Annotated in this window: 20 protein-coding genes; 11 read left to right on the top strand and 9 right to left on the bottom strand. The window is 54.4% G+C overall.

The features are described from left to right. Positions 1-111: 111 nt before the first annotated feature. The 4 genes from CA54_RS16680 (at position 112) to CA54_RS16665 (ending at position 3,322) form a co-directional block, all read left to right on the top strand. Positions 112-831 (top strand): 3-keto-disaccharide hydrolase, encoded by a 720-nt coding sequence (locus tag CA54_RS16680; protein WP_146371940.1) that lies wholly within the window; start codon positions 112-114, stop codon positions 829-831. Positions 832-1,070: 239 nt separating this feature from the next. After that, positions 1,071-1,808, top strand: a complete 738-nt coding sequence (locus CA54_RS16675) for a hypothetical protein (protein WP_146371939.1) — start codon at positions 1,071-1,073, stop codon at positions 1,806-1,808. 81 nt (positions 1,809-1,889) lie between these two features. After that, positions 1,890-2,855, top strand: coding sequence for a YHYH protein (locus CA54_RS16670; RefSeq protein ID WP_146371938.1), 966 nt, complete (start codon positions 1,890-1,892; stop codon positions 2,853-2,855). 155 nt (positions 2,856-3,010) lie between these two features. After that, the gene (locus CA54_RS16665) at positions 3,011-3,322 is read left to right on the top strand and encodes a hypothetical protein (protein ID WP_146371937.1); all 312 of its coding nucleotides are present in this window, start codon (positions 3,011-3,013) and stop codon (positions 3,320-3,322) included. 174 nt (positions 3,323-3,496) lie between these two features. Here CA54_RS16665 and CA54_RS16660 read toward each other — a convergent pair whose 3' ends face one another. The 3 genes from CA54_RS16660 to CA54_RS16650 form a co-directional block, all read right to left on the bottom strand. Next, on the bottom strand, positions 3,497-4,033 hold the full coding sequence (locus CA54_RS16660) for a hypothetical protein (protein WP_146371936.1): 537 nt from the start codon (positions 4,031-4,033) through the stop codon (positions 3,497-3,499). A 103-nt stretch (positions 4,034-4,136) separates the two neighbouring features. Continuing rightward, positions 4,137-4,874: an SMI1/KNR4 family protein gene (locus CA54_RS16655; protein WP_146371935.1), complete on the bottom strand. Its 738-nt coding sequence runs from the start codon at positions 4,872-4,874 to the stop codon at positions 4,137-4,139. A gap of 45 nt (positions 4,875-4,919) precedes the next feature. Continuing rightward, positions 4,920-5,540 (bottom strand): DUF6985 domain-containing protein, encoded by a 621-nt coding sequence (locus CA54_RS16650; protein ID WP_146371934.1) that lies wholly within the window; start codon positions 5,538-5,540, stop codon positions 4,920-4,922. A gap of 639 nt (positions 5,541-6,179) precedes the next feature. On the opposite strand from CA54_RS16650, the gene CA54_RS16645 reads away from it, so the two are divergent. Beyond that, the gene (locus CA54_RS16645) at positions 6,180-6,512 is read left to right on the top strand and encodes a hypothetical protein (RefSeq protein WP_146371933.1); all 333 of its coding nucleotides are present in this window, start codon (positions 6,180-6,182) and stop codon (positions 6,510-6,512) included. Positions 6,513-6,682: 170 nt separating this feature from the next. Then, entirely contained in the window at positions 6,683-7,039 is a 357-nt protein-coding gene (locus tag CA54_RS30310) for a DUF7716 domain-containing protein (RefSeq protein ID WP_449342981.1), read from the top strand. A 304-nt stretch (positions 7,040-7,343) separates the two neighbouring features. On the opposite strand, the gene CA54_RS16640 is transcribed toward CA54_RS30310, so the two are convergent. Both CA54_RS16640 and CA54_RS16635 read right to left on the bottom strand, forming a co-directional pair. Next, positions 7,344-7,853, bottom strand: a complete 510-nt coding sequence (locus tag CA54_RS16640) for a hypothetical protein (RefSeq protein ID WP_146371932.1) — start codon at positions 7,851-7,853, stop codon at positions 7,344-7,346. Positions 7,854-8,025: 172 nt separating this feature from the next. After that, positions 8,026-9,480 (bottom strand): hypothetical protein, encoded by a 1,455-nt coding sequence (locus CA54_RS16635; protein WP_197532514.1) that lies wholly within the window; start codon positions 9,478-9,480, stop codon positions 8,026-8,028. A gap of 396 nt (positions 9,481-9,876) precedes the next feature. On the opposite strand from CA54_RS16635, the gene CA54_RS16630 reads away from it, so the two are divergent. Both CA54_RS16630 and CA54_RS16625 read left to right on the top strand, forming a co-directional pair. Further along, entirely contained in the window at positions 9,877-11,655 is a 1,779-nt protein-coding gene (locus tag CA54_RS16630; protein ID WP_146371931.1) for an SLC13 family permease, read from the top strand. Between the two features lie 228 nt (positions 11,656-11,883). After that, positions 11,884-13,242 (top strand): right-handed parallel beta-helix repeat-containing protein, encoded by a 1,359-nt coding sequence (locus tag CA54_RS16625; protein WP_231963089.1) that lies wholly within the window; start codon positions 11,884-11,886, stop codon positions 13,240-13,242. 272 nt (positions 13,243-13,514) lie between these two features. On the opposite strand, the gene CA54_RS16620 is transcribed toward CA54_RS16625, so the two are convergent. After that, complete coding sequence (locus CA54_RS16620) at positions 13,515-13,991, bottom strand: hypothetical protein (RefSeq protein ID WP_146371929.1); 477 nt, start codon at positions 13,989-13,991, stop codon at positions 13,515-13,517. Positions 13,992-14,070: 79 nt separating this feature from the next. Between CA54_RS16620 and CA54_RS16615 the strand changes: the two genes are divergently transcribed. The 3 genes from CA54_RS16615 to CA54_RS16605 all read left to right on the top strand — a co-directional run bounded on the left by CA54_RS16615 (position 14,071) and on the right by CA54_RS16605 (position 19,501). Then, positions 14,071-16,221, top strand: coding sequence for a hypothetical protein (locus tag CA54_RS16615; protein ID WP_146371928.1), 2,151 nt, complete (start codon positions 14,071-14,073; stop codon positions 16,219-16,221). A gap of 602 nt (positions 16,222-16,823) precedes the next feature. Continuing rightward, positions 16,824-18,641: a hypothetical protein gene (locus CA54_RS16610; RefSeq protein WP_146371927.1), complete on the top strand. Its 1,818-nt coding sequence runs from the start codon at positions 16,824-16,826 to the stop codon at positions 18,639-18,641. Between the two features lie 101 nt (positions 18,642-18,742). After that, positions 18,743-19,501 (top strand): cytochrome c, encoded by a 759-nt coding sequence (locus CA54_RS16605; RefSeq protein WP_197532513.1) that lies wholly within the window; start codon positions 18,743-18,745, stop codon positions 19,499-19,501. Positions 19,502-19,530: 29 nt separating this feature from the next. On the opposite strand, the gene ygfZ is transcribed toward CA54_RS16605, so the two are convergent. The 3 genes from ygfZ to CA54_RS16590 all read right to left on the bottom strand — a co-directional run bounded on the left by ygfZ (position 19,531) and on the right by CA54_RS16590 (position 22,261). Beyond that, positions 19,531-20,595 carry a CAF17-like 4Fe-4S cluster assembly/insertion protein YgfZ gene (gene ygfZ / locus CA54_RS16600; protein ID WP_146371925.1) on the bottom strand — a complete coding sequence of 355 codons (1,065 nt, stop codon included), beginning with the start codon at positions 20,593-20,595 and terminating at the stop codon, positions 19,531-19,533. An 87-nt stretch (positions 20,596-20,682) separates the two neighbouring features. Next, complete coding sequence (locus CA54_RS16595; protein ID WP_261343736.1) at positions 20,683-21,018, bottom strand: DUF983 domain-containing protein; 336 nt, start codon at positions 21,016-21,018, stop codon at positions 20,683-20,685. Positions 21,019-21,157: 139 nt separating this feature from the next. Then, the gene (locus CA54_RS16590) at positions 21,158-22,261 is read right to left on the bottom strand and encodes a Nif3-like dinuclear metal center hexameric protein (protein WP_146371923.1); all 1,104 of its coding nucleotides are present in this window, start codon (positions 22,259-22,261) and stop codon (positions 21,158-21,160) included. Positions 22,262-22,340: the final 79 nt, after the last annotated feature.

Raw genomic sequence — 22,340 nt, 5'->3', positions numbered from 1 at the left:
AAGCTGACTTATGTTCCCGGCAACCGACGATTACAATGCCGCTTTGGCTGCAATAGGCAATTCTCGTCTCACATTGAGGTCAAACTCAAACCCGCCATAAAGGAAGTTGTGATGTCTCGTCATCGTCTGACAGTTTGTCGTATGTTGTTCCTGCTCTGCGGCCCGCTGTTGTCCGCCTGCAATTCCGCCGCCGACAAACCAATCGACCCGCCCGCTACGACCGAAGTAGAAACCCCGGCGCCAGTCGTCGAGGAACCGCCGTTTGAATTGGAAGAGGGCTTCGTATTCCTCGCCAATCACGAAGACATGAGCGAATTCACCGTCCCGGTCGGTGAGGCAGCAACGTGGTCCATCGAAGGACACACCATTCGCTGCGGCGGCCGCCCCCGTGGGTACTTAGCCACCAAGAAGAGTTACCGCAACTTTACGCTGCGGCTCGATTTTCGCTATGAGCGGCCCAAGAACCTGAAGGACGACGACAAGTTCAAAGGGAATACCGGCTATATGATGTACATCAACAACGACAACACCCCCTGGCCGGCCTGCGTTGAGGTGCAGGGGAAATATGTACAACTCGCAAAAATCGTCGCCATCGGCGGCGCGGACGCCGTCGAAGCGACCGACGACGAGGAAGCCCGCATCCAACACCGCAAACCGGCCGGACAATGGAACAGCCTGGAAATCCAATCCCAAGACGGCGCACTGTTGTCGATTCTCAACGGCGTAAAAATCGCCGAAAGCCAACCCGGCCCCCTCACCGAAGGCCCAATTGGCTTCCAAGCGGAAGATTGGAAAATCGATTTTCGTAACGTGCGGATTCAGGAGAATTAAGCAACGTAACGAGTCGGTAAGTGGCAATTTTCTTAGCCACAGATGGAACACAGATTAAACACGGATTTTCCAGGATGCACATCGAAAATCCCAAACCGACCGCTTGCGGTCGCATTGTGCGATCCTTGCTGGATGAGGCACCGGTGGAGGTGGATTGAGATGCAATCCTGTGTAGATCAGACCGCCGCCTGACGCGAATCATGATTTAGAAACTCTCCGAGCCAATGCGGAGACATCAGATGCAACTTGTCGGCAATGACAGCTATCATATCTTCCCGTCACTCATCTATGAGTGCCAAGATATGAGCACGATCAAGCGAGAATGGGCCGAGCGAAGAACCGATGGCTGGCATTTTCAACCGGGTCAGTTTGGTGGGGGTATCCTTGCGCAGCCGCGAGATATTCCCGAACGCAGCCGGAACGGATTCGCGAGACCAGACGGTCTGGATGCCAATTTAATGTATCCTCATGGTATGGTTTTAGGAAACGAGGCCGGAGAAAAGCTGTCGAATTATGTTAATTATTTTTTGCCGATACAGCCTCCTGCATTCGCCATCGACGCAGGATTGGCGAAACGTTATCGCACTCCCACCGTGGCTTTTACTGCTGAGCATGCGGATTGCTTGACCGACGAGCGTTATCTATTAGTTCTTCCCAAAGTAAAGCGAAAGACATTGAAACTGTTGGACCAGCTTCCCGTCTGGCTTTCATATTTCGGAATTGATTTAGACCTTTCCTCCTCGGTCGTTCCCCAAGAACTCCGCGACGAAATGCATGATTGGTTTGATGATCCGGATCGCACGATGTGGGCATTTCCGATAAGCGGAGGCGAGCCGAATGCCGCTTGGCAGTTGGCGGTCATCTACTACATTGCCTTGCATTGGGATGTGAACATCACGGGGTTGAACAATATTCATTTCATTGCGAATATTGAAGGCCGACCGAATTTTCGCAAGAACTGGACATCCAACAGGTAGCTTGCCAGAGGCTTGTCCAAGCTCACCTGCGAGTTGCCACTAAGGCAAACCGATTCGAGTACTCAGTCGAAGGAACTCCTAGTGAAACCACTACGCAAACTGCTCGCGGCAGCGATCACGGTCCTCTCGCTGGCGACCGTTGCCTGGACGCAATTTCCCGGGGGACCGCCACCGGCGCGGCGGCACACGACGACGCAGTCGACCGGGAAACTGCAGCTCGTTCCTGACACTCAAAAACCGCCGGGAAAGAATAGCGTGTCGATCCAGGTCGACGGTGACGTGCGCGTGATTCGCGCCAACGGCATCCCGAATCATTCGACCGGGGCTTTCCCCAATCGCGGGAATCCGCACCGCATCACTGCACAAAAATACTTGTTCCGCATTCCGGCCGAGCCTGAACAAGCCCGACGGATTACGCCGCTGGGATTGCAGGACTTTGGTATTGCCGTCAACGGCATTCCGTTTGATCCGGGAGCAGCAGAGTTTTTTCTCGGGAATCGGCAAAGCGGTTGGCAATACGAAGCACTGTCGGGAGCGGTTCGATTGGGAATCGATGGAAACTACGCCCACGTGCAACCGACAGGCGCTTACCATTATCACGGACTGCCCACGGAGTTGCTTGAAATACTTGGACTCAAAAAGCAGAGCCATTCTCCGTTGGTCGGTTGGGCAGCGGACGGGTATCCGATCTATGCCGTTTATGGCTACGCCGATGCTGAGAATCCCGAAAGCAAAGTAAAAGCACTCGCCTCAAGTTATCGTTTGAAATCAGGACGTCGCCCCAGCGGCCGCGGCGAACCGGGCGGTCAATACGACGGCACATTTGTCGCCGATTATGAATTCGTCGAGGGCGCGGGAGACCTGGACGAGTGCAACGGCCGCTTTTGTGTCACGCCTGATTTTCCCGAAGGGACGTATGCCTATTTTCTGACCGAAGAGTGGCCGGTGATCCCTCGAGCCTTCAGCGGCACCCCCTCCCGCGACTTCGAACGCCGCCGCCCACCCAGTGGTCGTGGCCGCCGTCCGCCACCGCGACGTCGGCGTTAGTCGTGGGCAATCTGGCCGACTGGCGGGCGTAAGACACATGATAACGCGTACGAGGGGCTGATAGGAGTTAATCGATGTACTTAGAGTTTTGGATAGTACTATCAGCAATCGTTTGGTTTGGCGTCGAGTTCGGTTTCCGCAACCGCGGAATTCGAGTGACCGTCCAAACTTTGCTTGTGATCGGGTTCTGCATGCTAGCGTTTGCAGGAGGAGGATACATCGGGTCGCTGAACGGAAACATCCAGTCAAACAATATCCTGAAGAATCTAACGCGCGGACTGGTGGCCATTACCAGCGAAGATGAGCACGACCCTGCGTTGATGGTAGAGCGACTGGAAATTCTCAACGAAAAAGTCATCCCCACCTACGAAACAATCTCCTCCTCACGCGAAGCCGTGGAAGGTTTTTTAAAGACCTACGACATTGAATACGAAGCAGAGATCCCCATCGGTGATTCGCAACAGTAAGTGAGTCAAGATACAGGGTGGCCCACAAAGATTCTTTGTGGGCCGACGAAGTCGGCAGGAGGTGTTTTGTTTTTTAAGCGTGATTCTCTGCCAGAACTCCTGCGGCTGCGCCGCCCCGAAAGAATCTTTCGGGGCCACCCGGGAGCTTTCATCCCAACCTACTGCACTTATGTATCATGAGGTTTGTCCGCGGAATTGAATCGTCACACATTGGGCGTCATTCGCACAATGCGGGCCGTCACCAATCAGTTGTGGTGAAACATGAATAAGGCAGCCATCGGGATAATGGGCCGGAGCATAGTTGTGCATCAACAAAATACCGCACAGGTCCATTCCGGAAGTTGAATAGACGATGACATCTGGCTTTTTGGCAATTGCAGCGGCGAGACCAAGGAATGCACGCGGATTCCCTGCGTTGTACGATAACAGCGGCAATACGTGAACGGGGAGTCCACCAATAATGGCAGCGGCATCATCTGCTGAGATGTCGGCGTTTTGAGTGAGCCATTCGATGACAGTTGGTTGGCGAAATAAACGACGACGCACGGAATCCAGGCTGGCTGGTTGGGCGATAATACAGCTTACTCTTTCTAGCTTGTAGTGATGGAATATCTCCCCAGAGAGAGCTTGGCGTTCGGCCTCGTCAGCGACGTGCAGACACCAGAAACGCGAGGAATCGAGTTCGATCTTTTCGAAAGTGGATTTCATCATTCAAGCAGTCTCCTGCGAGGCGTTGCCAGATTGCGCGCGACCCGGCGAGCGGCGGCTCGCTGGTTGCATTCAATTGCCACACAGGGCAAGGCATAGGGCAGGCTTATTCCTTTACTACGGGCTTACCAAAACGCCACCAAGGCTTAAGACTGCGAATGTGTTTTTCATTCTTGCTAGCTTCAGAGGTTTGATCTGGGAGATCAAGTGGGCGAATGCCTGAATTACGAGTCGGATGTTCTTGCGAAACGCAACCATCTGCAATCGTGAGAAAATAGCCACCGGCGTCACGGATATTTTGGTTGTTTTGTTCTGCCAAGCTAACCTCGGCATCGATGAATTCAGCAAAACCCGGAGAGCATTGCGTCCCCGATTGGTCATTCTCGACATATTGGTGAACTGGGCTGTCGAAACGACCGTCTGCAATAAAGTAATTGAATGTATAACCTTGATGTCCTAGAAAAACGAATGCCTTTTTATCCAATTGCCAATTGACGTGGCATTCGTGTATGAGATCCTGAGCAAATTCCTGCAATTGATCGTAGTTCTCGAGTGATGCGACATTCGATCCACAGAAAAGATCTCCATTCGAGATGCCCATGATGTGAAGAAACGCACGATAGACTGCGGGAAATCGAATGTCGAGGCGAGACTCAACCGCTAGGATTTCTTCGAGCGCGTAACCTGTGAACGATCGTTTTTTAGCTTCGTACTCCGCACGATCTTCGGGTGTAGTATTGATGTAGCGATACGGAGGCTCATCGGCAATTGCAATAAGTCGCCGCCGAATCGTATGAATGAAAGCGTCCGCATCCTGATCTCCCGTGCACGGTATATGAGACATTATTGCGACTCACCTAGTTCCAGTGTTCAACTCATTCATAATAGGTTAACCAGACGTCTCCGGGGCCAGTTTCCATTCCGTGCCATTGAGAAATGTCTCATACCGGTCCTCCGTGGCAACATCCGCACCTCCCATTTTAACTACGTCTAGCTTATTTACCAACACCCCCAGTCCGTGTTCATCATCCCAGCAACAATCGAAGCAGAGCCCGATGTCGGAGACTCCGCCGCGCGACGCTTCGTGGACGACCACACAATCCAGCGCAATCAATGCACGCAACTGGTCGGTGTTGTCAATTACCGGGAAGTCTTTGTCCAAGTCATCAAGGCTGTCGTCCGGTGGGGAATATGCTTGGAACACTTGGCGGTATTCATCAACATAAGGAACATACCATTCCAGGATCGCTTGCAGGGAATTGCCAACAATCTCCGCACGATGCCCGTTGAAAAACGAAAGAGCTTCGCACTGCCAACCCGTGGGTTGCTCGTTGCCCATGCGGTTGTGGACCAACAACGGGAAAGATGCCTGCGAAAGGTCCGTTGATATTGGGATGCGTTGTTCAGTGGATGCGTCGCATGAGGCGAGTTCCGGAATGGTAATCTGCGAACACCACTCCTCGCATTCTGCGTCCCATTTCAAGTCGGTTAGGTCTAGATTGTCCGTCATAGCGGCGCCCCTGCCGGAGTAAATTGCGTTTTGCTCTGCTAGAATATTCCAGAATAACACCATTCGCAGGGTGGCCCAAAAAGATTCTTTGTGGGCCGACGAAGTCGGCAGGAGGAGCTTTGTTTTCAGCGTGATTCTCTGCCAAAACTCCTGCGGCTGCGCCGCCCCGAAAGAATCTTTCGGGGCCATCCGTGGCAAGACATGTGAAAAACGAGAAAATCATTGTTAAGATACGACTTGCGAGAATCGAGTAACTGCACGTTAGGCTACAAACTTATAGCCGACAGGTGAGACACCGTCCATTTTATTAATAAGTTAGCCTGACTCTGTGATGCCGCCCTACGCAAGAGCGTTAGACATTCTCCGGACTATGCGAGTGGGGGACACTTTCAACGTCCACTTGTGTGACGGAACCATTCGCGTTGTGCACAACATCGCTTGGGGCTACGACGTCGGTGAGACGGTGGCCCACATCACGACAAATATCAGCCCGGAGCCCAATTGCCCGCACGAGATTGATTTCTTTTTGGCGGACGAGATCGATCGAATCGTCGATGCAGAGACTGGCGGAGTTCGTTTCGTGTGTGATGATGAGAGGGCTAACTAGCCGCAGCAGCCGTCTCCATTGGATAGACCGTGATGCAAACCTTCAGAGCAATCGACATCGGCTGGCCGGACTCTGTAGGAATCGATCACGGCGAAGGTTGGATCTGCTTCCAATGGGAGGATCACTTGTACGGCCGCGAAGGGCTGACGATCGATATGTATGGGCATTGCTCTCGGAACATGCCGTTCCGTTCCGGGATTGGCCTTGTGGACTACGTAGTGCATCGCGATAGCATCACCTTGCGGTTCGCGCCAGAGCTGGCAAAAAAGTTGGAACTGGACGAGGAGATTGAGATCCGATTTGACCTCGCCGATAGCGAGTTCGAAGGTCTGAAAGCTGCCATGGAATCGGTGGGTGGATTTTAGCGGCTACACCTGACTTTCGAGGACGAGTGAACTCGCGCTACAGCGGACATGGCCCGCCGCTTCTTGGTACAATTAGGCTTATTCTCGGTGGTCTGGTTCACCTCGGGCAGTCTTCACGAAGCGGGTACTAGCGCAAAAATCTGGTTTCACGCCGTCGCAGGTCAAATCTTATGCCACTTACATTTCACAACCTTGGCTTTGTGCTATCCCACATTTACGAATTTCCCCGTTGGTGTGCCGTCTATCTACCGACAGTCGATCGGTATGAGGCTGATACTCAATGTATCGTCGCGGTTCCAACCACCCACTCCGAGGCCGAAGAGGATACACTTCATCGCCTTTGCCTAGCGCACGGTTTTAAGAACTGGCTCAATATCGCTGTGATTTCGGACACTTGCGATGACGCAGCGGATCAGACCGAGCCCGCACTTATTGCTGTCTTCAATCAGGACTGCCGCGAAGGTGAATGGCTGTGGAGAATGATGGATTTCCGAAATCCAGATTCCTCGCCATACAGAACTTCATGAATGGACCGCGACATTTCAAACACAGCCATGCCGTGCCCTGTCAAATCTTGATCTTGGGGTAGCCGTTTCCGTAGTCCGCGAACACTGGCGGACTAGCCGCCAGTGGCACTCCACTTTTTAACTTTGACATGCCACTCGGTTGCGGTAATTTACTTCCCGCAGGGCGACCCACAAAGATTCTTTGTGGGCCGACGAAGTCGGCAGGAGGTGGATTGTTTTATGTGTGTTTCTCTGCACGTCCTCCTGCGGCAGCGCCGCCCCGAAAGAATCTTTCGGGGCCACCCGTGACGTACGAAAACCAGGACTAATGCTCGCCGTCCGTCGCATGTTTGTTCCAATTCAACGAACGCAATTCGTTCTGAATCGCGGGATCGATTGGCATCGCAAAATCGTCTTGGTACCAAACGACGGTCAGCGCGGAATAGTCTTTGCTCGGATCACGCGCCGGCTTCACCGACGTGAAGCATCCGATGCAACAGACAAACGGAATCCATTCCGGCAGCCGCTGTTGCAGTCCCTCTTCCCAATCCCCAAGCCGTTTTTCGATATCCTCGCGGATCTGATCCATGTCACCAGGAACACGAACATAATCACGACGATTCGGTGCAATCAAATAGGGGTCACCGATGCTGCCCGCCAACTTTCTGGCAAAACTCAAGTTATGTTCGATTCCCCAATCGTTCGCCACCCGATTGGGTGTCCCTTCGAGCAGACCACGGTAGGTCCGTTCCTGATACAACTGCTCCAAAATAATGTCACGGCCCGAATCGAGTGTGAGCTTGCAGGTCAAGTTGTAGGAAACATCGAATTCCACTCGTTTTTCCATTCCTACCAGAAAAGACGTTCGGTCACAGGGTGGCCCACAAAGATTCTTTGTGGGCCGACGAAGTCGGCTGGAGGAGCTTTGTTTTCAGCGTGATTCTCTGCCAAAACTCCTGCGGCTGCGCCGCCCCGAAAGAATCTTTCGGGGCCACCCGTGGACTAAATCACTTCTCGCCCGCAAACTGCAACGCGTACAAATCCGCGTCCTTCATCACAAATCTTAACCGCACTGGTTTGCCGGCGAGTTTGCTGACGTCTTTGTTTCCCTTCCAACTGGCGGCGCGGCTGATTTCGTTGCCGATTAGCTCTTGGGATTCCTTCAGCGTGAAGCCGGGGATGGGTTTTCCGTCGGCGTCTTGGATTTCGACGCGGATGCCGCCGGCTGCGGAGGTGGCGAAGTTGAGGTCCAGTTGGTTGCCGGAGAAGATCAGCGGCTTGGTGATCATTTCGCCGCCGGTGTACGGGGCGCGGACCGAGGCGAAGCCGTCGAGGCGGATTTCGTAGCGACGCATGTGGGCAGTCGGCTGGCCGTAGTTTTGGTTGACGTAAAACGACATCGTATCATCGCCGGTTTGCACCACGTTCAGCGCGGGGTAGTTGGTCCGCGAGACCCAGTTCTCTAGGCCGATGCCGGGGCGGACGAAACCTTCGGGGAAGGTGCGGCTGTATTGGTCGCCGCCACGGGTGGTGATCAGCACGCCGTCGCTACAGTCATTGAAGTAACCGGGATCAACACCGACTTCTTTGGCTTGTTCGGGTGTGAGCACGCGGCGTCCGGGGAAGAAGCGGGCGGCGATGCCGACGTAGATGTGCGGGGCACGGAAGTACGGAGAGGTTTGATTCGTGTAGAGATGTTCGATTGGTCCGCCGTCATAGCCCATCAAGACCGGTTCGGTCCAGGTGAGGAAGTCTTTGGAGGTCGTGCGGGAGATACGGCGGACACCATCGACGAAGACGCGGAAGTAGCAGACGTATTGGTTTTCGGATTCGGACCACATTGGCACGTTTTGGGAATCGAAGGCCCCTGCGGTGATGACCGGTTCGTCTTGCAGCTTTTTCCAGCTGAGACCGTCGGCGGAAACGAACGGAACCAGTCCGGTTTTGCGCGTGCCGGCGAGTGCTTTATACCGCTGGTCGGCGGGGACGTCGGGCCGCGTGTCGAGCATGGGGCAGAAGTTGTGCGAAAAAGGTGCGTGATCGGCCAAGATGACGTTGTTGTCTTTGGAGCCTTCGACCTCGAAGAGGCCCAGTTTGGGTTTGGTCCAGGCGATGCCGTCGGTCGATTCGGCGACACAGGTGACTTCGGAATTGCTCCCGTCGCGGCGGGCTTGCGGCAAGCCACGGTAATAGGCACGGTAGGTGTCACCATCTTTGATGATCGTGCAGTAGCCGCAAAAAGCGCCTTCCCAAGGGGCGTCGAATTCCACGGCGCTACCCATGTCGCGGGGGCGGTTGAGGACCAATTGGGCGTCCTCCAATTCGCCGATCAGATGGCGGTCGACAAACAGTTCACGTCGCGAGCCGATATCGATGGGTTCCTTGGCAACGACATCGCCAGCCAACAGGGCGAAGTACAAGCCCAGCAACATCGACAATCCAGGTTTCGTAAAGCGTTTCATCGGTGTAAGCTCCGCGTTTGATTCAGGGGCATTCATTTGTGGAATTCTTTAATTTCCGAAGCTAACTGGAATATGTTGAAGTTGCAACCAGTTCGCAGAAACAAGACACTGTGCCGCTACGGAATTCAACGAACCTAGCTGCCTGGATAGGGGTCTCTCTACAAGTCGTTTCAAAACCATCTGCCGCGTCCGACTAATAATGGAGCTACGAGTTTCGAGATGGCGCGTAACCGGGTTTTGAAACGAGTTCGATAAACATTGTCGAGAATTTGTGAAGTTGCCCCCGGAACGTTGAATTGAGATACTGCCTATTCCCGATGCAAACGCTTAGACGCACCTGTTCTCCATGATGGGATGCGATGGTGAATGTAACAACAGCGGAAGAGACGATCGATCATGGGCTGGGAAGCTTGGTATACGCTGGCGGTGACGGCACTGATTGTTGGCACGCTGGCCTTTGGACGCGTGGGGGCTGACATTGTCTTTGTCGGTGGCGTGACGCTATTAATCGCGGCTGGGGTCATTACCGAAAAAGAAGCCCTGCAGGGTTTGAGCGAACCGTCGTTGGTAACGATTGGTGCGTTATTTGTTGTGGCGGCCGGCTTGCAGGAAACCGGTGCGATGGCATTTCTGTCGCAGTATGTCCTTGGCAAACCGTCGACGGAGCGCGCTGCGCAGGCGCGGATTATGCTTCCCGTCGCGATCATGAGTGCGTTTTTGAACAACACCCCCGTTGTAGCCGTCATGATGCCGGTGATTGGGGACTGGTCCAAAAAGTATGGACAGTCGGTCTCGCGATTGCTGTTGCCACTCTCCTATGCCGCCATTCTGGGCGGCACGTGCACGTTAATCGGCACCAGCACAAACATGGTGATCAACGACCTGTTGATCAAAGCGGGCAACCCCGGTTTGGGGATGTTTGAGATTGCCTGGTTGGGGCTGCCGGTCTCATTGATTGGCATTGCCTATGTGATTCTGTTTTGTGGACGACTGTTGCCGGATCGTCGCCCGGCAATCAGCCATGGAGATGACGCGCGGGAATACACAATCGAATTGTTGGTCGAACCGGGCAGCCCGTTGGTGGGCCGCACGATTGAGGAAGCCGGTCTGCGGCATTTGCAAGGCGTGTACCTGATCGAAATCGATCGGGGTGGACACGTCTTGCCGGCGGTCTCGCCACAAGAACGTTTGCAGGCCAACGACCGCTTGGTGTTTGTGGGCGTGATCGATTCGGTGATTGACTTGCAGAAAATTCGCGGCCTGCAACCGGCCCCCGATCAGATCTTTCAACTCAAAAGCCCACGTTCGGAACGGCGACTATTGGAAGCGGTCGTCTCGACGACCTGCCCGTTGGTGGGAAAAACGATTCGCGAAGGCCGATTTCGAACCGTCTACAACGCGGCGGTCATTGCCGTTGCTCGTAACGGACAACGGCTGGAAAAGAAGATTGGCGACATTTCCTTGTGGCCCGGCGATACGCTGTTGCTGGAAGCGCATCCTTCGTTTTTAGAACGGCAAAAAAACTCTCGTGATTTCTTTCTCGTGAGCATGCTTCAAGATTCAGCCCAGCCGCGGCACGAACGGGCTTGGATTGCTCTGGGTATCCTCGCTGCGATGGTCACGGTGGTGTCGTTGGATTTCATGACGATGCCGTTGGCTCCGATGCTGGCCGCCGGGCTGATGTTGATCTTCCGTTGCTGCGGCGGAGCCGATGCGCGCCGCGCGGTGGATTGGCAGGTGTTGATTGTCATTGCCGCCGGGTTTGCTCTGAGTCAAGCCATGACAAGCAGCGGCGCAGCCGAGGGGGTGTCCGACTTGCTCGTCAAGGCGGTCGGAAATAATCACCCCTACTTAGCGCTTGCAGCGATCTATTTCATCACGATGGTGTTTACGAATCTAATCACCAACGTGGCGGCTGCTGTGATTATTGTGCCGATCGCTATCAAGACCGCAAACGATGTCGGGGTCAGTCAGCTTCCGTTTGTCATGGCAGTGATGGTCGCCGCTTCCATCGCGTTAGCAACACCCATGAGTTATCAAACCAACCTGATGGTCTACGGTCCGGGGGGATATCGGCTTTTCGATTACGTCAAACTCGGAGCGCCATTGAGCATCATTCTATGGATCGTCACAGTCCTGTTGGCGCCGCAAATCTGGCCGTTCAGGCCGTTTTAGCCGTTGTGCCGTAGCCTGTTGCATAGCAGTTCGCCCGGTCTGTATACGGACAGCAGCCCGTAATCTCTGTCGACTCGTATGACGTGCCCCCAGTTAGGATCGAGTCTGATCGGCAGATCGGCTCGAATTGATGACAGCAAGAACCTACAATGTCACCAATACGGAGTGAGAGAAAACCTGGCGGCGTTTCCGCGGGCCGGTGCCATTCACATTGAGGAGACATGCGCAGTGACGACACACATTCCCGGACTATCGCCATTGGACCGACGTTCATTTCTGTTTGCAGCGAGCGGCCTGGGTGCTGCGGTTTTGACCGGTTCCGCTCAGGGCGCGGAAGGACGTCCCCCGGTTACCTCACCACGGGCGACATCAGGCGATCGCGTTGCCGAGCCGGACTGGGAAGAACGACTGACGGTGACTGTCGGCCCCAAGAACGCGCAGCTTGTCGGCAGCGATGACAAAGTGCTGCAGGCGGCTGTCGATTATGTAGCCCGCTTGGGGGGCGGCACGGTGAAGATCCTGCCGGGTATCTACAAAACCCGCAGCGCCGTACAGTTGGCATCGAGTGTGCGGATCGTCGGTTCGGGCACGGATTCTGTGATCATCAAAGAGCCCTCGCATTCCGCAAAGCTGACCGAGGATTCCGATTGGTATGATCAAGAAGTGACGTTGGCTGCTGGGCATGGGTTTCGTGTGGGTGACGCGGTTTGTTTACGAACCAAGAATGCTGACAACGGCAGCAACGAGGTGCTCAAACGTACGTTCGTTGCCCGGTCCGGAAATCGCTTCAAACTCGACAAGGGGCTACGGAAGAACCTTTGGTTGTCCGGCAAGCCGACTGCCACGGCGCTACATGCGCTGTTCAATGGTGAGCATGTGGAAAATGTGGTGATCGAGAATTTGACGTTCGACGGCAACCGCGAAAACAATGAAAACTTCAACGGCAATTACGGCGGCTGCGTTTTTTTGCAGGATTGCAACAACATCACGTTTCGCAATGTCACGACCCGCAATTACAACGGCGACGGCATCAGCTGGCAGATTTGCCACGACGTCGTCGTTGAGAATTGCTACAGCCATGACAACGCCGATTTGGGTTTACACCCCGGCTCCGGCTCCCAGCGACCGGTTATCGTGGGGAACAAATTGGAGCGGAACGGCATTGGCGTCTTTTTCTGCTGGGGCGTCAAATACGGTTTGTGCGAAAAGAACCTCATCGAGGCCAATACCAAGTACGGTATCTCCATTGGTCATTGCGACACGGACAACTTGATCCGCAATAACGACATCTTGCGCAGCGGTCAGGTGGGCGTGTTGTTTCGGGTGGATGAACGGGGCAAAAATTTTGCGCCGCACCGCAACACGGTGGCCGACAATCGGATTATCGACAGTGGTGCCGAAAAGGGAGTCGCAGTCGACTTACAAGGCAAACTAGAATCAATCACGATCCGCGGCAACGACATCCGCGAAACGCGTGGGGCGGGCGAGCGGGTGGGGATTCAAATCGGCAAACAAATCAAAGATCTGCGATTGGAAGACAACCAAATCCAAGGGTTTTCGACGCAAGTGAGCGACAACCGCGAATAACGCGTCACAGCCATACACCGGCGGTGTTCAGCGGTGGACAATCTCGATTTTAACGCGAATAATACCAGTACGGCTTTTTGACATATCCTTAAAGGCCATGCGATTCCGCAAAATTGGCTGTTGACACGCTGCGAGTCTGCCGACGGAAGATTCCCCGGGTATTTACGGGGCATATCGCCGTAAACTTCACTGGCAGGCCATGTTGAGTTCGTGCTATTCTTATCTCAGCGAACAGTGAACAGTAAACATTTGGGGGAGATCCGCGTTCCATATTATAGTGACGTTGATCCCACTTCCCTGCTCCACAACAATGCCATCACAAAAGTGTCCTGGATGTAGGCCGTTGGCCGGTCTGTCCGCGCCGACGGTTTGCCATTCGGCCGCTTAAACGACGATAAATAGGAATAGATTTTTATGGATTTGCCCACATGTCCCGCTTGTGGCCAATCAGTGCTTGATGATGATGCGACGGAGTGCCCGTTCTGCGGCTCGTCGATGAGTGCGGCGCCGACCGGCAAAGCGCCTGCAAACAAAAAAAATCCGCCTGCAAATACGGCGTCAAAGCCCGATTCAAAATCGGCAGCTGCCTCTGCGACAAAATCGTCGACCAAGCCCGCTGCGAAATCAACCAGCACTTCGGATACCGCTCCGGTCGCAAAATCCGATACGGCCTCTGCTGCCACCACACCGCCGAAGCGGCTTGGTTTGTTTGACGAGAAGGAAGTTGATCCGGATGAAATCATCGCCACGGATCAAGAAGCCCTCAAACGGGCCTTTCCAGTGCGCGCGCAGCCTGTCAAAGGATGCAGCCACAAGGTTGTGTGCCCCATGTGCGAGACCACGGGTTACATTCCCATCAAAGGGGCCGGACACGACGTCAAATGTCACAACCCCGATTGTCTCGTCCCGATTTTCACAGCACCGGCCATCGAAAAGAAAGAAGTCGCTGCCGAACCGGAATCCTCCGGTTTACCAGTGTGGATGTACGGCGCCATTGCGGGTGTTGTGATTGCGCTGGGTATTGGCGGCTATTTTCTGTTTTTCAATAAACCCCCGATCAACGATGCCGACCGTCCGATTGCCATCATTCCGCCAACCAACTCAGAGGATCCCATTGATAAGGGCGAAAAAGTGCCCGTTCCCGATGCGGGAGGTGAGGTCAAGGCGCCGCCTGTAGTCAACCTACCAAGACTGGCAGCAGACCTCGCAAGCGCGGCACGACGTGTCCCACGTACTCGCAAACCCTTTGCGCGACGTTGGTCGGCTGAAGCAGCTGCGCGAATGGGGAAAGTGAGCGAAGCGAATGGACAGCTGAGAAAGTTAGAAGAAGTCGGTAGAACAGTATTCTTCCTCAAGGTCCCCCCCCTGGCAGAAATTGGTTGGCAACAACGCCAGGAAAAAGCGGGCGACGCCGAAGTTGCGGCCACACTGGAAGAAGCATTGCAGGCGGCAGAAACATTGCGGCCTCAGGGCCGATTCCGCTATGACGCGGCCATGAGCTTGGCCAGTTTGTTGGTGGCTGCCAATCGGGATCAGGAGGCGCTGGATATGATTCGCCAGCATCACACCTCGTCGATGACAGGTCGTGCGGCGGCGGACGTTTTTGTCGCCATGCAGGCAACGGATTTTGACTTTGCCCGTGCGACTGAAGCAGCCCCGATCGGCGGCTGGCATGCACCGCAATTCAGTGGAATGACTGCGGCCTTGGTCACTCGCGGCGAACCAGACGCAGCGTTGCGCTGGGCAAAGTTGGCGGACGGTCCTGAAAAACTCGCCGAAGCCACGATGGTCTGGGCGGATTTCCTCGTCCAATCGACAACAATTGCGGAACTGCCCGATCAACTTGCAGCGATCGACGCGGCAATCAAAAACCTTTCACCTGCCGGTCGCGCATTGGTGCGCGGTCGCACCGCCTTGGCCCTTCTGAAACGTGAACAAGCCGAAACGGCTGATGTTTGGGCCACGGCAGCCCGTGCAGAGTTGGCGGGCATTCCGATCCCGCCGGCCATGGAATTAAAGAGCAAAAAAGAAATCATCAACTTTCGCGCACCAGAACTGGGTGAAATCCGAACAGCGGCACGGGCCACCGCTGAATTGGCCCGTCTGGAAATTGCGCTGGGCAATACCAAAGCGGGTATCGATGCGGTCGACCGCGGACTGCAATTCTGTCGAGCCATGGGTCCTGCTCCAGCGGTCGTACAAGGTTGGCTTAATGAAATCAATCAGTTGGGAATGTCGGTCATAGAATCCCGTATCAAATCGGAATTGTCGCTTCCCAGTAACGACCGGGCCCGGCAACAAGCCGCCGATTATGTTCGCAACTGCAAAGTGCTGAAGGAGATGGCTGATGAGCGGTTTGAATTGCAAGTCGCCACTATCGAAGCGGCCATCGCTCCCACCTCGTTGGAGGCAGTCGTCGCATTCATTACCGACAAACAAAAAATACCCGACAATGAAGCGTTCGGCGACACCGCAATCTCATGGATGTTGGTCGAACAATTCCAAGCGACCGGCGAGAATGACCGGGCCAAGCAGGTCTACAACCAAATGGCAAAAGATTCAAAATCTAATGCCTGGCAACTCCCGCAAATCCGCAACATGATCGCTGATGGAGAGATTGACGATGCTGCGGATCAGATCAATCGTCTGGCCGGAACCGCTGACCAACGTGACCATGACGTGCATCAACTGTTGAGTCGTCTTGTGCGCCAAGGTGACTGGAAATCGGCCTTATCCATCGCTCATCTTCTGTCAGATGCCGGATTGTCCGAGGAGGCATTATTACTAGTGTCTGCCCAGGCATCGACGATGGGTCACGGTGCAGAAATCCTGAAATTTGCCGACCAGCTGCAACCGCAGTACACGGAAAAAGTCTCGATCTACACAGGTATCTTGCTGGGCTCAACGGTCGAGAAACCAACGAACCCTACCCCCCCAATCCCCCCAGAGGGCGCCGACGCAGCTGCATCGAACGAGTAGAATTCCTTTTGTCGGGAAAACTTAGGGGCAATTTTGTGATGGACTTCCCTAAACTACGCAGCCCGAATAAAATCACGCGCTGCCTTCAAGCGGGTCGAATGCTTGGTTCGGATTAGGTGAAATCAGGCGGTTCGTTCATTCGCCTCAGTTCGTCTAGATCTACGGGGTTCGGTCGCCGTGTTGATGGCATCGATGGAGTTTTCTCGATAAGCCAAGTAGATGTTGTCCTTCCACTCGATTTTTCATCGAATCCGGTGGTGCCGCATAGCTGGGCAAGCCCCATGCGCTCTGTGTCGTTTGAAGCTCCTCACCCTTTTGACTGAATTCAAGTACTGGTGCAGCATTCACTTTGTGATGTCAGGTTGTTTTGTATTGGACGAGCACAAATCCAATAGGATTGTGCGCGGAATTCACCAAGAGCAACGTAACATTTTAGAGTGGTTGTGCCACGACAAATCGTTTCAAAACCCTCTGACGCATCTCGCTGAGAATGATTTGCAAGTTTCCGGAGCAAGCGCAACCGAGTTTTGAAACTAATTCTAGGCATTTGTGCCATCCTGCATACAGCCGATACCGCTGTCTATCGAATCAAGGAGTCCGTAGTGGCCCGCATTTTTCATTTGATGTTCGCGTCGTTTGTCCTGGTCGCTTTAGCTGCCCCCAGCGTCTCTGCTCAAGAAGAGACGCCGGCTCCGGTTACGGAAGCAGCTGCAGAAACGCAGGCAGCGGAGACTGAACCCGCTGCCGCAGCGGAACCGCAAGGGTCGGGTCCCTTGGTGACCTTTATGTTCACCAATGCCAATGAGTTTTTGGCCGATTTGAAATTTTTGATGGGCAAAGGACATGATGAGGATAAGGCGCTTGAAAACCTGCAATTACTGTTGTTAGATCCCTACCTGGTCGGCCTGGACCCGAAAAACCCGCCGGTACCGAGCGACAAGCCATCAGGCGCAGTGGTCTACTTGGAAGATGCCAAACTCCAAACCGTACTGTTCTTTCCGGTTCAAAACGAAGCAGAATTCTTTGACACCATTTCCGATGTCGGCATTGATAACGAAGAAGTCGGCGGGGGCTTTTACGCCATCAGTGGCGAGGTCTTCCCCAACAGCCACGCTCGGCTGGCCAACGGATACGTCTATTTTGCCGAATCCAAGGCATTGTTGCTGCGAGACCTTCCCAAACCTGAAGAATTGTTTCACGACTTCTTGGAAAAGAAGTACGATGTGGCCGCTCATATCGACGGTTCGTCGACATCGATTGAACAACGGCGGGATGCGTTTAAAGAATTTCGCAAGGAAACCACCGGTTCGCTGAAAAAATTGAAGGACGAAGAGGAGCTTGATTTTCAGATTCGAAAGTCTGTCGTGGAATTCCAACTCGACGAAATTGAACGCTATTTCTCCGAATCCAAAACCATTGAATTAGGTTGGACGACCGACGTCGAAGGCAAGCGGGGCGTGGTGCATATTGAATTGGAAGCGCTGCCGGATACCGAGTTGGCCAAAACCATTGAAGTCTTGGAACAGACCGACGGCGACGCCAATACAACGGTGACCAAGGATTACGTCAGTTATAGCTCGACCCATTTTCTGTTCGACAAAATGCGGCAGGAGCACATGCTGGCAATTTCGAAATTGCTCCGAGACAAGGCGCACCAGCTGATCGGCGAAGACGAACAGATTGCCGATGCGGATAAAGAGAATGCCAAAAAGGTGAGCGACCTGATTTTCAGCCTGCTGGATGCCAATACCAATGAAGGCACCCTGTTCGGCTGGATGAAGGTTCTCAAGAACGAAGAAAAACAGCACACGCTGTTGGGGCAAACCACGGTTAAGAACGTCCCGCAGATCGCCACCATTCTCACCGACAGTGGCGTGGCTGAACTGAACGTGGATAAGGTCGCGGACAAAGCGGACATACATAAAGTAGCCATTTACGGCGATTACGACGGGTTGAAAGGGCAATTCGGCGATGACTTGGCGATCTACATTGCAACCGGTGCAGGAGAACTGCAGGACCGCGTATGGGTTGGCATGGGACACAACGCCGTCGCCGAAATTAAAAAAGCGATCGAGGCCAACGAAGCGGCTGGTCCGGTCGCTGCGCAACTCCGCATTAAAGTCGGTTCATGGGTCGATGCCCTGATCGATCCGGAAAGCAAAAAGGCGGAAGCTCCGGCGAAAAAATCAAAACGCCCCCGCCGCGGCCGCCGTCGCGCCCGGGGAGCCAAGAAGAAGGAAGCGTACGACATCGGCCGTATTGCCTGGCAAACGCTGGGAAATGTCGAAGATGATATTCTGGTGCTTACACTCGAAAAAGTGGCGGAGAATCGTGTCGTCGTTCACGAAGACATCGACACCGGCCTGTTGAGATTCATCGGCAAAGTGCTGGCCCAGGAAATCAACGCGAATCTCAAGTGACCTGACAGCTCACACCCAAGGCACCGATCACTCTAGACGATGTTTCGATCGTTGCCTTTGGTGAGATTCCTAATAACGTTCTCCAACGTATGAGCATGCGCATGCCCAAGTTGACAGCCCTAGTTCTGACCGCCCTGTTGTTTGTCGCGGCCGTCACCGTTTCAGCCGATGGTGAAACGCAACCCAAAATGTCGGATATCGCCCCGGTTGAGAATTTCACTTCCGCTGCTGATGAGAAAATTGTCGCGCTGCAGAAATATGTTGCCACTCCCGAAGCCTTCGACAAGTCCGCGCGGAAATTAAAGCGTGATGCGGGGATGGTGGCCATCTTGGCGCAGGTGATCGCCGAACACGATCAGGAGTCTCCGGCAAAACAATCGGCTGTGCCGCTGCGAAACGCTGCTATAAAATTAGCCGAGGCCAAAACCCTAGAAGACGCTACGCAATCTCTCAAAGAACTCCAGCAGGCTCAGGCAGGCAAAGAGACAGGCGGCGATGTCTCCATGGATTGGGCACAGCTCATCAAATTCGACAGCTTGATGAACGAGGTCGCGCTGCGAAACAGAAGTGTCGGCCGCGCGGTCCGAAAAATGCGACGCGGCTTGGATCAAACCGCGCGGGACGAGGTGGCCAACGACGCAGACATCCTCGCTGTGCTCGCAATGGTTGCTGTCGCCGATACACATCCCGTCAAAGACAAAGCTACAATCGCCGGCTGGATAAACTACGCAAACGAGCAACGAACGGCAGCGATCGCAACTGCTGCCGCGTTTCGCAAGAACGATGGCCAGGGAGCCAAGACAGCCTACACCCGTCTGGCGAAATCCTGCAGCGGCTGCCACAAAGCGTACCGCAAATAACATCACTCACCGACAATTGTCGGCGGATCTTATTCTTGCCAAAACACGGTGGCGGGCGTTGGCTCGTCACTGTGTTCAACGAGAACCGTCACCCCGGGTTGCACATGATTGCGGCGCAGGTAGGCCAGGGCCACCGGCAGGTCATTGCGATAGGAGAGCGCAGCTGAGGTGATTTCACCGATCGGATTTCCGCCCTCTTTGCCGAGGATTGGTGTTCCTGTCGGCGGGATCGGACCAGCCGATAGCCGCAGGCCGCGTAACTCGCGATTGACATGCCCCAGCGCATCGATGCGGGCAATCGGTTCCTGTCCCAAATAACACCCTTTGCTAAAGCTGATCGCCCGATCAGTGCGGGCGACTTCCTGAGCCAGATTGTCATCGGTGATGTCCACCCGGTCCCAGGGCATACAGGCTTCGATGCGCAGCGCATGAAACGCTTGACTGCCGACCGGGCGAATTCCGCCGTCGATCAGCCGCGACCAAATCGCCGCCAATTCGCTCCGTGCCATGACGAGCGAAAACCCCGGCTGTGACGTCCAATTCACACGGCGGATATTCAAAGGGATGCCGTCGATATCGCCAGCCCGATGGCCGTAGGGCAACAGGTCCTCCACTGCAATTCCCAACCCGGACAAGCGATGCACACAATCCGGTCCGGTTAAAAAAAACTCGCCCCATTCGTCTGAGCGGGGAAGAATTTCCACATCTTCTGCGATCAGATACTTGTCGAGATGCGCGGCAATTACGTCAGCGGTTCCTGCGGCCGCTTCGATCGCGAGGCGATTCTCATCGACGAACACAAACAAATGCGCCAGCACCTTCCCCTTGAGCGAGGTCAAAAACGCCTCACAGCCTTGCCCAGGTTGTAACGGCAGCAGGTCGTTGGTGCAGAAGTTCTGCAGAAATTTCACACGATCGTTGCCTGTCAATTCGAAATGACAACGCTGGCTAAAATCCACGACGCCTGCTTCGGCATCGGCGATTGCGTATTCCCCATGGGGGTTGCCGTAGTGGAGAGGCGCCGCGACGGAATCCTCAGCGAAAACGGCGCCGGATTGTTTCTGCAAGTCGGCAAGTGTAATGGCAAGTGACAACGGGAAATGCCCTCTTGTGTCTGATGTGAGCTTTTAGATTTTAAAGTTATTGCAGTGACGACAGGAACCATCGGCAATTGCAATCCGTCAAGCCGGTGGAACGGGTGGGTTCGTGTACTGTGCGGAGTGGTCATCAGCGGCATCGTCGCGCGAGAAACCTTCGGGGTCGAAATAGCAATCCAGCCCGATCCAGAATGAACGCGCGTATCGCACAAAGAGGATCGGAAACAACAAACAAAAGGCGATCACCGGCGGAAGGACTTCGCGATTTTCATATCCCAGAACAATGTGAAACAGGATGTACGAAAAACTCATCGTCATCGCTGTGATCGCATAGTTGATGTAAATCGAGCCGAGAAAGTAGCCCGGCGCCCGTTCGTATTTCAGCGCACAATGGTCGCACCTGTCATGCATGCGAATCAAACTGCGATACAACCGCCCTTCTCCGCAACGCGGACAGCGTAGATGAACTGCCCTCGATAAAATCGTATCTAATGGAAGTCGATTCAAGAGTTTGCCTTCGGTGAGGATGGCCTAGGTTGGGTCCTGTGGTAACGCGGTCTTAGATATCCCAGTTTAGCGGATCAGATTCGATTTGGCTGGCCGAGACGAATAATTCCTGAAACTGGGACGACAACGTTTCGGCCAGACGTTCCATGGCCGGGCGTTCGCTCGCGTAATGTCCGGGTAAGACCAGCGCCATCCCCAGATGCCGCGCCTCCAAACAATCGTGAAATCGGGCCTCTCCGGTCAGTAAGACGTCACAGCCAAGGCGGTGCCCGTCCCGCATAAACTCCGCCGCCGCTCCACAAGCCATGGCGACGCGGCGGACAGTCCGCTTGGGATCTCCCACAAATTGCAAATGCTCTACGCCCAAACCGGATTTCACGCGGTTATTGAATTCTCTCAGCGTGATTTCGTCAGCCAGGACGCCATACCGTCCGGCTCCGATATCCGCACGTTGTTCGGCGAGCGGGTAAACATCATAGGCTGGTTCTTCGTAGGGATGCGCGGCAAGCATGGCCGCGACAGCGCGGCTGACATTCTCACTTGAGCATTGGACTTCCAAACGGATTTCAGTGACTTGTTCCAGTCGCCCCGCTTCACCAACAACGGGAGAGGTCGCCTCGGCTCCATGAAAGGTCCCGGTTCCTAGTGCGGCAAAACTGCATTGCGAGTAGTCACCGACTTCGCCCGCTCCGTGGTCCCACAGTGCCTGTCGCACAACGAGCAGGTGTGCTTCCGGGACAAAACAGACAATTTTCGACGACGCATGCATCCGAGGACGCAGCGGCGCGATCTGCTGCAGGTTCAGCATTTCCGCCAGTTGTTGATTAATCCCGGCAGCGGCGCTGTCGTAACTGGTGTGCGGGCTATAAACGGCAATTCCGGCGGCGATCAGATCCAACAACATTTTGCCTTGTGTATCGCCGTCGGTGATTTGTTGAATCGGACGAAACATGATCGGATGATGGCTGACGATCAGTTGGACGTCTTGTTCGATGGCTTCAGCAGCCACATCCGGCGTGAGCGTCAAACAAGTCATCACCTTAGTCACCGCCGCATCGCCGCTCCCCAGCAACAGCCCCACATTGTCCCAATCCTCGGCCAATTGTGGTGGCGCGAATTGCCGGAGAAATCGCACAATGTCAGAAACGCAATACATAGATGTCACCATCCCTCAGCTTCGCCAGAGAGCGTCGTTCCATTCGAACCAGAATTTCGTCGACAATAGTTGTTATTAT

The organism is Symmachiella macrocystis (assembly GCF_007860075.1).
GTDB lineage: Bacteria > Planctomycetota > Planctomycetia > Planctomycetales > Planctomycetaceae > Symmachiella > Symmachiella macrocystis.
The sequence above is the reverse complement of the archived record's forward strand: the minus strand, read 5'-3'. Positions and strand labels throughout refer to the sequence as shown.